The 13,617-nt window shown below is 49.4% G+C and carries 13 protein-coding genes; 9 read left to right on the plus strand and 4 right to left on the minus strand.

All coding sequences use genetic code 11. The features are described from left to right. Position 1 precedes the first annotated feature (1 nt). Together DSZ37_RS12395 and DSZ37_RS12400 are read right to left on the minus strand one after the other, a co-directional pair. Positions 2-958 carry a type I phosphomannose isomerase catalytic subunit gene (locus tag DSZ37_RS12395; protein ID WP_109727211.1) on the minus strand — a complete coding sequence of 319 codons (957 nt, stop codon included), beginning with the start codon at positions 956-958 and terminating at the stop codon, positions 2-4. Continuing rightward, positions 955-1,734 (minus strand): GH25 family lysozyme, encoded by a 780-nt coding sequence (locus DSZ37_RS12400; protein WP_109727212.1) that lies wholly within the window; start codon positions 1,732-1,734, stop codon positions 955-957. The genes DSZ37_RS12395 and DSZ37_RS12400 overlap by 4 nt, the downstream gene beginning before the upstream one ends. A gap of 243 nt (positions 1,735-1,977) precedes the next feature. Here DSZ37_RS12400 and DSZ37_RS12405 point away from each other — a divergent pair, with 243 nt between their 5' ends. The 3 genes from DSZ37_RS12405 to DSZ37_RS12415 all read left to right on the plus strand — a co-directional run bounded on the left by DSZ37_RS12405 (position 1,978) and on the right by DSZ37_RS12415 (position 6,074). Further along, complete coding sequence (locus tag DSZ37_RS12405; RefSeq protein WP_109727213.1) at positions 1,978-2,493, plus strand: hypothetical protein; 516 nt, start codon at positions 1,978-1,980, stop codon at positions 2,491-2,493. 387 nt (positions 2,494-2,880) lie between these two features. Then, entirely contained in the window at positions 2,881-3,411 is a 531-nt protein-coding gene (locus tag DSZ37_RS12410; protein ID WP_181380312.1) for an RNA polymerase sigma factor, read from the plus strand. Continuing rightward, on the plus strand, positions 3,408-6,074 hold the full coding sequence (locus DSZ37_RS12415; RefSeq protein WP_109727215.1) for a hypothetical protein: 2,667 nt from the start codon (positions 3,408-3,410) through the stop codon (positions 6,072-6,074). The genes DSZ37_RS12410 and DSZ37_RS12415 overlap by 4 nt, the downstream gene beginning before the upstream one ends. 296 nt (positions 6,075-6,370) lie before the next feature. On the opposite strand, the gene DSZ37_RS12420 is transcribed toward DSZ37_RS12415, so the two are convergent. After that, a complete protein-coding gene (locus DSZ37_RS12420; RefSeq protein ID WP_109727216.1) occupies positions 6,371-7,405 on the minus strand; it encodes a hypothetical protein in 1,035 nt (344 codons plus the stop codon). Between the two features lie 154 nt (positions 7,406-7,559). After that, on the minus strand, positions 7,560-8,597 hold the full coding sequence (gap, locus tag DSZ37_RS12425; protein WP_109727217.1) for a type I glyceraldehyde-3-phosphate dehydrogenase: 1,038 nt from the start codon (positions 8,595-8,597) through the stop codon (positions 7,560-7,562). Between the two features lie 250 nt (positions 8,598-8,847). Between gap and DSZ37_RS12430 the strand changes: the two genes are divergently transcribed. The 6 genes from DSZ37_RS12430 to recO all read left to right on the plus strand — a co-directional run bounded on the left by DSZ37_RS12430 (position 8,848) and on the right by recO (position 13,548). Beyond that, positions 8,848-9,606 (plus strand): hypothetical protein, encoded by a 759-nt coding sequence (locus tag DSZ37_RS12430; protein WP_109727218.1) that lies wholly within the window; start codon positions 8,848-8,850, stop codon positions 9,604-9,606. A 150-nt stretch (positions 9,607-9,756) separates the two neighbouring features. Continuing rightward, entirely contained in the window at positions 9,757-10,272 is a 516-nt protein-coding gene (locus DSZ37_RS12435; protein ID WP_109727219.1) for a CYTH domain-containing protein, read from the plus strand. Continuing rightward, entirely contained in the window at positions 10,272-11,240 is a 969-nt protein-coding gene (locus DSZ37_RS12440; protein ID WP_028520815.1) for a PhoH family protein, read from the plus strand. The genes DSZ37_RS12435 and DSZ37_RS12440 overlap by 1 nt, the downstream gene beginning before the upstream one ends. Continuing rightward, entirely contained in the window at positions 11,233-11,745 is a 513-nt protein-coding gene (ybeY, locus tag DSZ37_RS12445) for an rRNA maturation RNase YbeY (RefSeq protein ID WP_109727220.1), read from the plus strand. The genes DSZ37_RS12440 and ybeY overlap by 8 nt, the downstream gene beginning before the upstream one ends. Next, positions 11,745-12,638, plus strand: a complete 894-nt coding sequence (gene era, locus DSZ37_RS12450) for a GTPase Era (protein WP_109727221.1) — start codon at positions 11,745-11,747, stop codon at positions 12,636-12,638. Before ybeY ends, era begins: the two co-directional genes overlap by 1 nt. Positions 12,639-12,804: 166 nt before the next feature. Further along, entirely contained in the window at positions 12,805-13,548 is a 744-nt protein-coding gene (gene recO / locus DSZ37_RS12455; protein ID WP_109727222.1) for a DNA repair protein RecO, read from the plus strand. Positions 13,549-13,617: the final 69 nt, after the last annotated feature.

Here is a 13,617-nt window from a genome sequence, read left to right on the forward strand (position 1 = left end):
CTTATTGGATAGTCGTGACGATGACATCACAATTTCCTTTTATAGCAAATGCGCCTGTTCCTGCGGGAACGAAAACGCTTGAGCCCATAGTAAGTTCCAGCCTGTGGTTATCGGCGACAAGCTCACCGCCGCTTCCGCCTATCATGAGCACATGGGCGAAAGAGTTCTTATCCGCATAGAGCTCCAGCTCCTTTATGAGCCTGTGTCGGTTGACGTTGAAGTACTGACAGTCCGCCAGAAGCTGAGTCACAACGCCGTCCAGCTCCAGACCGTAAACGGGTCTTTCGGGGTCAAGGGGCTTGGTATTGGTGACCTCCAGTGCCTTTTCAATGTGGAGGGGACGGGGCTTTCCGTCCGCGCCAAGCCTGCCGTAGTCGTAAACGCGGTAGGTTACGTTGGAGCTCTGCTGTATCTCCGCAATGAGTATGCCCTTGCCGATGGCATGGAGAGTACCGGGCTCGATGAAGAAAACGTCCCCCTGCTTAACGGGAACGCGGCGGAGCTTCTCCATGAGGGTGTTGTTCTCGATAGCCTTGCGGAAGTCCTCCTTGCTGAGCTCCTCATTGAAGCCGTAGATGAGCTCCGAGTCGGGAGCGGCGTCAATGACGTACCACATCTCGGTCTTGCCGTTGTCGTTTTCGTATTTGTGGGCGTATTCATCGTTGGGGTGGACCTGCACGGACAGGTCGTTCTTGGCGTCGATGAGCTTTACCAGCACGGGGAAGCTGTCTCCGCTCTTAAAGCCCGAGCCCACAGCCTCGGGGTGTTCATTTACGAAGTCGCTGAGCTTCATTCCGTCGAACTCGCCGCCCATGATGTAACACTCACCGTCGGGGTGACAGCTCAGCTCCCAGCTCTCTGCGAGGCGGTCGCCGCCCTCCTTGCCGAAAAGCTCTCTGAGTCTTGTTCCGCCCCATATATAGTCCTTAACGGGTGCTTTTAAATAAAATGGTCTCACTTTTTATCCTTTCCTTGCATTTCTGCGTTGTCACTGCGCTCTGCCTTCCTTGACACCTTTGCGAACTGCCTGTCGAAGTCCTCCGCAGAGCCGTTATACACGTTGAGGTCGATATGCTCCTCGTCGCCGTCATAGCCTGTCAGAGTGCCCTTGTCGCTGTACTGCCAGAAGGTCCAGTCAAGCAGGTCGGGCTCACAGCTTACGCTCCTTATCCACAGGGGATAGTCGGAGAAATCCTTCCTGATATACCTGAAATAGACGGGGAGGGTGCTGTATATTATGGGCTTTACGCCGTAGTAAGCCTCAAGCCGTTCAAGGAGGGGCTTCAGTATAGCCTCGGTCTCCTCGAGAGAGGGCTTGTGCGAGCGCTTGTCGGCGTAGTACTCGATATCGATAACGGGCGGCATATCAATCTCGTCCCTGCCCACGGCGGCAATGAAGTTATCCGCCTGAGTCTCGCCTGCGCTGTCGAAGCTGAAGAAGTGGTAAGCCGACACTCTTATGCCCGTACCCGCGGCTCTGTCAAGATTGCGGCGGACTGACTCGTCTGTGTGGCCGCTTCCCTCGGTAGCCTTTATAAAGGCGAAGGAAACGTTCTGGCTTTCAAGCTCCTTCCAGTCGATATCTCCCTGATAGTTTGAGACATCCACGCCGAAGACCGGGTACTTAGCCTTATTGACCTTTGCGGTGGAGAAAAAGAAGGCTCCTGCCGCCGCAGCTGCCATGAAAGCCACTCCTGTAACTGCGCAGATCATCCTGCGTTTTATTCTGTTCATTTACGGAAACAACTCCTAAGGCTCCGTTCTGTCAGTTAAGGAGCCGATAACGATTTCTTCAAAAAGTCATACAAATATATAATAAACTAAAATGGCGAAATAGTCAACAGTTTTTTTGAAAAAACAGCTTTGACAGGTCAATTCCTGCATTATCGTGAAACCCACCGCCTCCCTCAGAGATTGACAATGCGGCAAAGATATGCTATCATTGTTTCAGAATAATGTCTCGGGGAGGGAAATACCGTGGATTTTGAAGAAGAATACAAACAGAACAGGACTGCAATGAAAAAGTGCAAAAAAACAGAGACCTATATATTCATAATATTTGCCGCGAATATCGCTTTTGCCATATGGATGATGATAGCAGCTCTTATCGCATGGAATATCTGGTTCCTGACAGCTGCCATTCTCGGAGCGGCAGGCTCCGTGCTGGGCATACTGAGCGTGCGCAAAAGGGATTCCGCCCTTGCCATTGCTGCGGCAGTGATAATTATAGCGGAGATAGGTATCATGTTCTTTTTTGACGGCATCTCTGTTCTGGGATTTGCGGAGGTCGCCGTATTCGGGTACTTTGTTGTCACAAACATCATGAACATAAAGAAGTACAGATGGCTTGAGCAGCAGGACGGCTTCCCAAATTTTGAGCCCCGTCTCAAGGAGTACGACATGGACAGGGCACAGCGCAATATAAAGGACCCCTATGCACAGAAAATGGAAGATATGAACAAGAACAACACTCACGAAATGCAGGAGCTCTGATATTACAGAGGTGTTGATATAGAAGTTTATACGTAACTATCGGGGGAAAACCTTTCTGAGGAAAGGTTCTTCCCCCGAACCCCTTTTCCAAAGACTTTTGGCTGGTTTTTCTATGAAGAGGACGCCTTAAACATAATAAAATGGCAGACATTATCAAGCGTCCTCTCCATAGAAAAACAAAACAGAGCCTCGGAAATGGAATTACGGGAAGCACTTCTTCAAAAGAGCTCCCTGATACTGCGTGTAAAACTGCTGTATGAGCAGACCTTTTCCGTCTGCGTTTTTTTGTGCCTTTTCACAGGCAGATATTTTATTTACAAAATGTTCATAATCCTGCTGTCCAATAATACAGGTGCGGTTCGTTATACATATAAAATGGGATTATATATGAAGGGAGATGAGTCAGTGTCGGCACATAAGAACAATAACGACGGTATAACATTTGAAGAAATGTACATGAAGAACAGAAATCTCATGATGTTCACGGCAATGAAGATACTGAATAACTTTGCAGATGCCGAAGACTGCGTATCAGAGGCTTTTTTCAGAGCCGCAAAAATTTTTCCGAAAATTTCCCGCATGGAGTGTCCAAAACTGACCTCCCTGCTCGTTATAATAGTCAGAAACGCAGCACTGGATAAGTACAGAGCTAACAAAAGGGTAGTGGCTGTCGAGGCTCCCGATGAGGAAACGGGGACCTTCTGCACTGACAGCTATTCCTTCGACTCCGTTCAGAGTGCCATCGCTCAGCTTAAAGACGAGTACCGCGATGTTCTGACTCTCAGATTCGTCTACGGTTATTCGGTAAAGGAGATCACCGAGATATTGAGCATCTCGGCAGACAATGCATACAAACGTATACAGCGCGCTAAAACGGAGCTCGGTAAAATTCTTGAGAATGGAGGGGAGAACGTATGAATAAGGATATGCTTAATGAGGCACTGGAAAAAGCGCTTACAGAGTCTTATGAAGAACTGACCGGTCAGGATATCCCCGATTACGATTTCTCCGACGGCTTTGAGGATAAAATGGCAAGGCTTATCAGTGAACAGGACGGCAATGCGGATAAAAAACGCAGACGCGGTATCATACTGTTCTTTGCTGCGGCTGCTGCTGTTGCGGTCATCTGCGCGTGGGCTGCTATGGGAAGCGGTCTCAGACCCGACAGACATGGCGACTATCACGACAGTACCATCATACAGGAGACAACATCTGCGGATAAAAATGAGACTGTGACTGCTACAACGGTCACAGGCGGGGAGACCGCTGTAACTCACACGGCGGTCACTTCCGCAGAAGCTATCACGCAGACGGCGGACAAAACGGAGACAACTGCTTCCGCAGCAAAGGATCCTGCCGTTACCTCTCCTTCGGCAGCAGGCAATAACTCAAATACCAACAACACTAACTCTGCTGCAACTTCGGCAGCAGGCAATACTAACGCTGTGACAACTGCGGCGGCGATAAGAACTACATCGGCGGCTCAGCCCGTGAGAACTACAACAGCGGCTCAGCCCGTGAGGACCACATCTGCGGTTCCGCAGACATTCCTGACCACGGATACACAGCCTGTCGTTACTACCACCACCGCAATTATCGACGAAAGGAGTTTTGAAATGAAAAAAATGGCTGCATTCGCATCTGCACTCATGACAGCTGCTACTGCTGTAAGTGCAAGTGCTTCCGCTTCGGACGGTATCCCGAGACCTCCGTATTTTTCAAATGTATATTATGAGGAGCATTCCTACGACGCTAAGTGCATAATCAAGATGGCAAACGGAGACTTTGACCTCGACCTCAATCAGGACGGCACATTCGATATCTTCGACGTCTATGCACATTACCGCTCGGTATTCAATGCAGGAGCTCCCAAGGAAATGAGAGAGAGGGTACGCCTCAACGGCGACTACAACCACGACGGCTATATCGACAACTATGATACTCAGTTCCTTGTGGATTACTACCTCCTCTACAACGATATAGACACTCAGTGGTTCGACCCCATGTACTTCCGCAGCAACTGCCCCGACAGCTATTATGATCTGGTCGATGAGGTCTACTCAGGAGATGAGCGTATAACAGATTATACCGCATATCTTCAGGAGCTCGGCAAGGATTATAATGAATGGAGTGATGTTATATTTCAGCATCAGCTCTCCAGTGTCCCTCTTTACAACAGCAAGGAGATGTGGATTATAGATATTGAGTCCTTACACGGTATAATTCACGATGATATAGACTTGGACGGGCTGATGAAACAACTCTCAAAAGAGCAGGCTGAGAAGTATGGTCCTAAGATGCTGGTGAACAAGAACGAGGGCGAGGAGTATGCCGTGGAGACATCAAGGGACTGGTCGCTTTTGTATGACAGAAAGGCTGAGTCAGAGCAGCTCCTGCTGGATAATGCTTATTTGTTCTCGAGACTTCTCATGGACCGCGCAAACGCTATGGAAAGGTCCTATGAATTCTTTGAACAGGCTATGGACGAGAAGATAGATGAGCTCGATATCAATCTTGACGGAAGATTTGACTATGAAGATATCGCATATATCTTTGCAGCTCAGACTCTCGACAGCATTATGAAGCGTCCCCGCGAGCTGAGACATACCGAGGAGGAATGGGCTCTGTACAACAGTCTCGACGAGGAGACAAAGGCTGCACTGGGTCCCAATTTCATGAAGGAGGAGTTCTTTACTCCCGATCCCGAAGATGAGGCTCTCTATAACGCAATGAAGGCTGACGGAACATTTGACAGAGCTATTGAAGCAACAAAGATCACACTTTTCGGCTTCTATAAATATGATATGGCTTTCACACTTGACCTGCTGCGCTTCTATACAAAGTATAATCCCATCCTTCCCGAGTACAAGGACGACGCTTTCTTTGATACCGTAAGAGAAGGCTTCTCAAGATTCGGCATCGGCGGTTACTTCAAGTCACTTGACAAGAACGAGTATACCGAGAAGAACTACACTCTTTATGAGCGCTACTATAACGAACTTGTTGAAGCTATCGACAACGGCACAAAGTCAATTCCCGAGATCAACGGCGACGGTGTGGTCGATATCAATGATATTTACGATATAAATGTATTCCTCCGCGAGAAGAGCAACAACGTGGCAAGAGCGGACAGCATCCTCCCCGAGAGAGTTCTCACGAATATCGAGACAAACTGCGACTTCAACGATGACGGCGTCAGCGGTGATATTTACGATATGAGCATTTCCAACATCTACCTCATGCTCTATCTTGATAAGTTCCCCAACGAAGTCCATGAGCACTACGACGAGTACGTTGAACAGCTCAAGGCTGCAAAGACAGGCGCAAGACAGAATATCTCATATGCATACGCAAGCAACGCTGCAATGATGAGCAGTATGAATATCGACCGCAGCGGCGACGCTAACTGCGACGGCGAGACAGACCTTGCAGACGCTATATTTATCATGCAGTCTATGGCTAACCCCGATAAGTATTCACTCACAGAGCACGGAAAATTTAACGGCGACGTATATGAAACAGGACACGGTATCACTGCAAACGACGCCCTCGAGATACAGAACAGACTCCTGAATAAATAATTTCCGCTTACCGTGATGCTTATATAGCAGGTTATGCGTAATTATGGGGGAAAACCTTTCTGAGGAAAGGTTCTTCCCCCATACCCCTTTTCCAAAGACTTTATAACTGAATTCAGCCCCGACAGGGCGCTCCTCACAAGAAGTGAAAAATGGTAGTATTACCGTGAGCGCCCTGTCGGGGCTGAATTTAATGCTGAAAGTTTTAGGAAAGGAGTTTGAGGAAGAACCCTTTTTCAAAAGGGTTTTCCTCAATATCGCCCGTAAATCTGCCGTATAAGCATAACGGCTGCGGGGAGTTATATTATTCCGTAGAGCTGTTTTTCGTCGCGAGGGTCAAAGGGGACGAGTTTCCGGCTGCTGCGCGAGAGCACAAGTCCGCTGTTGCAGCCCACGGGAGTCAGTGAGAACTTTCCGCCACGTCTGTGTGCGGCGCGGAACACGCTTCCAAGCCGTGAGTTCACCGAAAGGCCTGCCAGCTCAAAGGTTATGCCCCGTTCGGTTATCTTTATATCAAGGGCAGGCATATCCGCAAAGGGGTGGCACACCATGCCGTCTGCGGCGTAGTGTCCGCGGAGAGGTGTTACCTTGGTATCGCGGTAAAAACGGTACAGCAGAGCGGCAACAGCCTGCTCGGTGTCATAAAGGCGCTTTTTTATCTCAGCCTCGGGAGAGGATAAGACTTCGGGTATCTCCATTGCTGCCTTCTGAGCGCCTGCATTCAGAGCGGTGGTAAAGCTGCTTCGCATTGCAAAGCGGCGGAGGTGCTCATAGCTTATGGTCTGTTCGGGCACGAACTCGGGATACATTGCGGCGGCGAGCTCCTCATATGAGATGTGGAGACCGCGCTTCTTGGAGAAATAGGTCCACTTGACTGCGTGGGGGAGACAGCACATATCCGACATCATATGCACGGCTCTGCCGAGATAGGCAGCGCTCTGACCCGTAAAGCCTGAGTGGTACATGGTGAGAGCCATGGTGTAGTCCTCCTCGAACATGGTACGGGCGCTTCGTGCGAACAGGTCCTTGCCGTTGCGGAAATATCCGCCCACTGGCGAGAAAGGTCTGCCGTCGGTGTTGCAGGCGCAGTAATAATGCCTGCCGGCGCCGTTTTCGCGGTCGTCCTTGTCGTCGGGCAGCACAGTGTAGGGGAGCATGACCTTTATCATGGGACGGATGAGGTCGGCTGCCTCGGGCTCGGTGTCCTCAAGGAGCTTCATGGAGCGGAGCAGGATATCCTGATGTATCTGTGACGGGGGAAGCTGTTTCTTCTCACTGTATTTTTCCGTAAGAGCGTGGAGGATGTAGACTGTATTTTTCCATTTGTTGTACATAGTGTAGCCCCTTTCTGTATAACGGCGCTTTCGGTCCGCCTGTTGTCTAAACTAATTATACAACTGCGGCGGCGGAATGTCAATCGCAAAAGCCGCGGCAAACAAAAAGGGCGTTCGCAGTGAACGCCCTTTGATATTGCATTAGTTTCAGCTATTAGCCGAGCTCTGCAAAGTACTTGATTGTTCTTACCATCTGTGATGTGTAAGAATTCTCGTTGTCGTACCATGAAACGACCTGTACCTCGTAGAGACCGTCGCCGATCTCAGCTACCATTGTCTGTGTAGCATCGAAGAGTGAACCGAATCTCATGCCGATAACGTCAGAAGAAACGATCTGATCCTCATTGTAACCGAATGACTCGGAAGCAGCAGCCTTCATAGCAGCGTTGATGCCTTCCTTAGTTACGTTGCTGCCCTTAACAACAGCTGTGAGGATTGTTGTAGAACCTGTGGGAACAGGAACTCTCTGTGCAGAGCCGATGAGCTTGCCGTTGAGCTCAGGGATAACAAGGCCGATAGCCTTTGCAGCACCTGTGCTGTTGGGAACGATGTTAGCAGCGCCTGCTCTTGCTCTTCTGAAGTCGCCCTTTCTGTGAGGACCGTCAAGGATCATCTGATCGCCTGTGTAAGCGTGGATAGTGCTCATGATACCGCTCTGGATAGGAGCATAGTCGTTGAGAGCCTTAGCCATAGGAGCGAGGCAGTTTGTTGTGCATGAAGCAGCAGAGATGATCTTGTCATCCTTTGTGAGAGTCTTCTCGTTAACGCTGTAAACGATAGTAGGAAGATCGCTGCCTGCGGGAGCAGAGATAACGACCTTCTTAGCACCTGCATCGATATGAGCCTGTGACTTCTCCTTTGAGCAGTAGAAACCTGTGCACTCGAGAACTACGTCAACGCCGATCTCGCCCCAAGGAAGCTCTGCAGCGTTAGCCTTTGCATAGATTGTAAGTGTCTTGCCGTCAACAGTGATTGTACCAGCCTCATCATCAGCTGTAACTGTGTGAAGGTTCTCACCGATCTTTCCGCAGTAACCGCCCTGAGCTGTATCATACTTGAGGAGCTGAGCGAGCATTGAAGGCTTTGTAAGGTCGTTGATAGCAACTACCTCATAACCCTCAGCATCAAACATCTGTCTGAATGCAAGACGACCGATACGGCCGAAACCATTAATAGCAACTTTAACTGACATTGGATATACCTCCTAAAATTTTTATACTCTCATTATACTCCAACTCGGAAATTTTTTCAAGTGGTTCGATAAAAAAATAACAGAATTTTTGTGAAAAGTGCATATTGTACAAATGTCAGTGTGAGGACAAAATAGAATTTGTTGCTATTTTCTTTTTTTATACCCGTGCAAATAGTATTTCATTTTAGTTTTATTTGTAGTATAATATATTTATATCATTTTTTTCTGCACCGCAGGGAACGGAGTCAGTATGGACAATAACCATCAGCTGAAAAGCTTTTTTGAAAGTCCTTTTGCCGAGGACTATATAAATTGTACCGACTATCTTGTGAGAAAGTCGGTCACGGGCATATCGGCTTCCTGCGAGCTGCTCAGGAAGTTTGCCGAAAAAAACGGAGGAAAAGCCGAACAGGAGCTCATCGGCGGCATCATGACTGCCTGCTGCGAGCTTATGCGCAATGCCGAGCTGAGCCGCGCTCTGTCCGCACCTCTGCCCGAGGAGCAGGAGCTGACTGTTGTCAGGACGGACTTATTCCTCAGCGGCTTTGCCAAGAGCTGCGAGACTGCCGCTCAGGGGAAGTGTACTGTGAAAACGGGGAAGCTTTCCGCTTCTTACGTCCGCACGGACCGCAATGCTCTCAGGCTCTTGCTGCTGAGCTTTGTCAGAAGGCATATCCTCGGCGCAGAGTCGGGAAAAGCCGCGTTTTTTATCGAATGTGGAGAAAACGCCAAAAATCTTGAGATAAAAATTACTGCCTCAGGGACATTTGTGGACTTTGATGACTTCGGTCAGCCTGATGTTTTCAGCGGATATCACAGTCAGGTCTGCATCGGACTTGCCGAAAGGGCAGGTGCTTCGGCGGTGGTGGACAACGGCTCTCTTACAGTGGCTATACCGCTTGCTTACGGCAATTCCGAGCCCGTGGCAGAGGCTCCCGCGCCCGAGCACGAGAACGGCTTCTTCGATGCCTTCAACATCATGCTGAGGGATCTTTCGGAGCGAAAATGATAAAAATGTGACAGAATGATAAAACTTAGCAATTTAGACAGAATAATCTGAAATTTTTGTTGACATTATTCAAAAAAAGTTGTATAATGGTAATGTTGAAAGATTTCATTGTGATTTCGGAAAAGACAAAAGGTCTTTTGGAGAGTGTTTATGTGCAAAAAATATGAGATCGAACGCAAATTCTTGGTGGAATTCCCCGATGTTTCCGAGCTTGACGTAAAGCGCAGGATCGGCATCGTCCAGACCTATCTCAACAGCGCCGACGGCAAACAGCGCAGAGTAAGGTCCGTGGACGAGAACGGCAGGGTGAAGTACACCTATACGGAAAAGGTCTTTCTCACCCCCGTTACCCGCGAGGAGAACGAGTATGAGATAAGCGGCGAGAGGTACCGCGAGCTGGTCAGCAATGACCGCAGAGAGGGTCCGCCTGTTGAAAAGGTCCGCTATTGCTTCGATTACCATGACCAGCTCTTTGAACTGGATACCTATCCTTTTTCGGACAAGCTGGCGATCATGGAGCTGGAACTGGGTTCCCCCGAGCAGAAGATAGATTTTCCCGACAATGTCAGGGTGCTCAGGGAGGTCTCCGCTGACCACAGGTACTCCAACTCCGCTCTTGCTGCCGCAGGCGCTTTCCCCGAACAGCAGATTGGAGAATATATTTAATGTCAGAAAAATTCCTGCCTGCCGACAGTCCCGAGCAGCTCTCTGCTCTTTTCGGTCAGCTGGACGGCAATATAAGCAGAATACAGAAGGACTTCAACGTCACTGTCGTCAGTCGTGACGGCGGCGTTAAGATAATCGGCGAAGGCGATACCGAGGGCGCCGAAAAAGCCCTCCGCGCTATTATGAACATGGCAAAAAACGGAAGCTCCGTCAACGAACAGACCGTAAGGTATGTCACCTCCATGGTGGCTGAGGGAGTTGAGGAGCAGCTTCAGGAGCTGGGCGGCGACGGCATATGCGTCACTGCCTCGGGCAAGATACTCCGCCCCCGTACTGTCGGTCAGAAGCGCTACACCGACGCTATAAAGAATAATACCATCGTCCTCGGCATAGGCCCTGCGGGTACGGGAAAGACCTACCTCGCTGTCGCCATGGCTGTCAAGGCTTTCCGCGAACATAAGATAAAGAAGATAATCCTGACCCGTCCTGCTGTTGAAGCAGGCGAGAAGCTGGGCTTCCTGCCCGGTGACCTTCAGGATAAGGTGGATCCCTACCTGCGTCCGCTTTATGACGCTTTGTTCGATATGTTTGGTGCAGAGAGCTTCGCACGGTACATGGAAAAGGGTATTATCGAGGTGGCTCCGCTCGCCTATATGCGCGGACGTACCCTCGACGAGGCGTTCATCATCCTCGACGAGGCTCAGAATACTACATCTGAGCAGATAAAAATGTTCCTGACACGTCTCGGAAATGAGAGCAGGATGGTCATCACGGGCGATATCACCCAGATAGACCTTCCCGACAGCAGAAAATCGGGTCTGGTAGAGGCTATAAAGGTGCTGAGGGGTATCGACGATATCGAGATACACAGATTTACCGAAAAAGACGTGGTAAGACACAGACTCGTTCAGGATATCATCAAGGCTTATGAAAAATATAATGAAGGGAGAAAGAATAATCATGGCTAAGTTAAAGGTTTACGTCAAGAATAATCAGACAGAGGTGAAGGTGCCTGTGGGCATAAGACTGCTCATCAGAAGATGCTGTCAGGCTGTACTTACCACTGAGAATTTCGGAAAGGACGCTGAGGTGAGCGTTTCCTTCGTAAGCAATAACGAGATAAAGAACCTTAATAAGATATACAGAAATAAGGACGCTGTTACAGATGTGCTTTCATTTCCGCTGACAGGCGAGGACGGCACAGTTGAGATAAATCCCGAGACAGGCGCTGTTCAGCTGGGAGATGTTGTTATCTCCCTCGAGACTGCCGTTAAGCAGGCTCAGAACTTCGGTCACTCACTGGAGAGAGAGGTGGGCTTCCTCACCGTTCATTCGATGCTCCACCTGCTGGGCTACGACCACGAGACTTCACAGCTCGACCAGCGCATAATGCGCGAGAAGGAGGAGTCTGTCCTCGAGAAGCTTGGCATATCCAGAGACGCTACATTTATCGTTAACGGAGAAAACAACTGATGTCAAGAACTGCTTTCGTCACTATCGCAGGACGCACCAATGCGGGAAAATCCTCACTCCTCAATGCTATCGTGGGAGAGAAGATAGCCTCCGTCAGCAATAAGCCCCAGACTACCCGTACCCGTATCACGGGTATCCGCAATATAGACGATGTTCAGCTGGTATTCTTCGATACACCGGGTCTTCACAAGCCCGTGAACAAGCTCAGCGAGCATATGCTCAACACCGTTAAGGAGTCCGTAAGCGACATCGACGCAGTTGTATTCGTCATGGACTGCACAAAGAAGATAAATCAGCAGGAGCTTGACCTTCTGAAGTCCATGAATGCATCAAAGATGCCCGTAATACTTGTGCTCAACAAGATAGACCTGCTGAAAAACAAGGACGAGCTGGCACCCGTTATCGCCGACCTGACCTCAAAGGTGCAGTTTCAGGCGGTAGTTCCCGTAAGCGTTACGGAGAACAGCGGTGTTGACATCGTTATCGACGAGATAATCGCTCTGTCGGAGGAGTCGGTCCACTTCTTCCCCGACGATATGATAACCGACCAGCCCGAGAAAGTGCTGGCGGCAGAGATGATACGCGAAAAGCTCCTTATGCTTCTCAGCGAGGAGGTGCCCCACGGTATCGCCGTAGGCGTTGAGCAGATGAGCGAGAGAGAGGACAAGGATATCCTCGATATCTCCGCTGTAATCTACTGCGAAAAGGAGTCCCACAAGGGTATCATTATCGGAAAGGGCGGAGCTATGCTCAAAAAGGCTTCCACCGCCGCAAGGATAGAGCTGGAGGACTTTTTCCAGATAAAGGTGAACCTCAAGTGCTGGGTAAAGGTCAAGGAGGACTGGAGAAACAGGGAGAACCTCATCAGGAGCTTCGGACTCTCCGAGAAATAATTACCGTATATATCACAGGTCTTTCCGCAGATAATAGCAGGGGAGGAAACTCCACCACATCGTTTTCGCGGAGGCTTTATGAAAGAGGATATTCTCTGGGATATATTCACCGAAACAGGAAGCGTGGAGGACTATCTGCGCTACTCGGACTGCAAGGATGATAACCATGACAACTGTTGAAGGCATAGTCCTTAAAGAGCGTTCTGTGGGAGAACAGGACAAATTCATCGATATACTCACAGGAGAGAACGGGGTGCTCGAGGTTTCCGTAAAAGGCGCAAAGAAAATAAACGGAAAATCGGGGAGCTCCGCTCAGCTTCTGGCTTATTCTCGGTTCTGCATAGACAAGAGAGGAAAGTATCTTTACCTCAACAGTGCAGAGCCGATACATATTTTTTACGGACTGAGAGATTCACTCAGCAAGATATCCCTCGCCTCATATTTCGCCGAGGTCATGCGCTTCTGCATAAAGCCCGAGGCACAGAACAAGGATATCATGCGGCTCATGCTGAACTGCCTGTATTACCTCGAAAAAGGGGAGAGGAGCGAGAGCTTCCTCAAGGCGGTGTTCGAGCTGAGACTTATGTCCGAGATAGGCTATATGCCCGATATCGTCGCCTGCAGGAGCTGCGGAGTCTTTGAGCCGCAGGAGCTTTTCTTCTGTATCTCCGACGGCGGTTTTTTCTGTGCGGACTGCTTCGACGGCAGCAGCACTGACGACTATATGAAAATAAAACTGCCTGTGCTCAGTGCTGTCCGTCATATCGTGCTGGCAGACTTCGGCAGGCTTTTCAATTTCCGCGTATCTGACGGCACTCAGCAGCGGCTCTCTGCCCTTGCGGAGTCCTATCTCCTCACCCACATGGAGAGGAATTTCGGTACGCTGGACTTCTATAAATCTATCATATAAATCATAATTTTGCGGAGCAAAATTATGATTTGAGTGAATAGTGATTAGTGAATAGTGAATAGTTGTGGT

The sequence above is a fragment of the Ruminococcus flavefaciens genome (genome assembly GCF_900116855.1).
Taxonomy (GTDB): Bacteria; Bacillota; Clostridia; order Oscillospirales; family Ruminococcaceae; genus Ruminococcus; species Ruminococcus flavefaciens_R.

What these genes read in the sequence shown, in the direction of transcription:
- DSZ37_RS12400 (WP_109727212.1), bottom strand. Translation starts at nt 1,734, where the DNA reads ATGAACAGAATAAAACGCAGGATGATCTGCGCAGTTACAGGAGTGGCT.
- DSZ37_RS12440 (WP_028520815.1), top strand. Translation starts at nt 10,272, where the DNA reads ATGTCAGAAAAATTCCTGCCTGCCGACAGTCCCGAGCAGCTCTCTGCT.
- DSZ37_RS12435 (WP_109727219.1), top strand. Translation starts at nt 9,757, where the DNA reads ATGTGCAAAAAATATGAGATCGAACGCAAATTCTTGGTGGAATTCCCC.
- recO (WP_109727222.1), top strand. Translation starts at nt 12,805, where the DNA reads ATGACAACTGTTGAAGGCATAGTCCTTAAAGAGCGTTCTGTGGGAGAA.
- DSZ37_RS12420 (WP_109727216.1), bottom strand. Translation starts at nt 7,405, where the DNA reads ATGTACAACAAATGGAAAAATACAGTCTACATCCTCCACGCTCTTACG.
- DSZ37_RS12430 (WP_109727218.1), top strand. Translation starts at nt 8,848, where the DNA reads ATGGACAATAACCATCAGCTGAAAAGCTTTTTTGAAAGTCCTTTTGCC.
- ybeY (WP_109727220.1), top strand. Translation starts at nt 11,233, where the DNA reads ATGGCTAAGTTAAAGGTTTACGTCAAGAATAATCAGACAGAGGTGAAG.
- DSZ37_RS12415 (WP_109727215.1), top strand. Translation starts at nt 3,408, where the DNA reads ATGAATAAGGATATGCTTAATGAGGCACTGGAAAAAGCGCTTACAGAG.
- gap (WP_109727217.1), bottom strand. Translation starts at nt 8,597, where the DNA reads ATGTCAGTTAAAGTTGCTATTAATGGTTTCGGCCGTATCGGTCGTCTT.
- DSZ37_RS12410 (WP_181380312.1), top strand. Translation starts at nt 2,881, where the DNA reads ATGAAGGGAGATGAGTCAGTGTCGGCACATAAGAACAATAACGACGGT.
- era (WP_109727221.1), top strand. Translation starts at nt 11,745, where the DNA reads ATGTCAAGAACTGCTTTCGTCACTATCGCAGGACGCACCAATGCGGGA.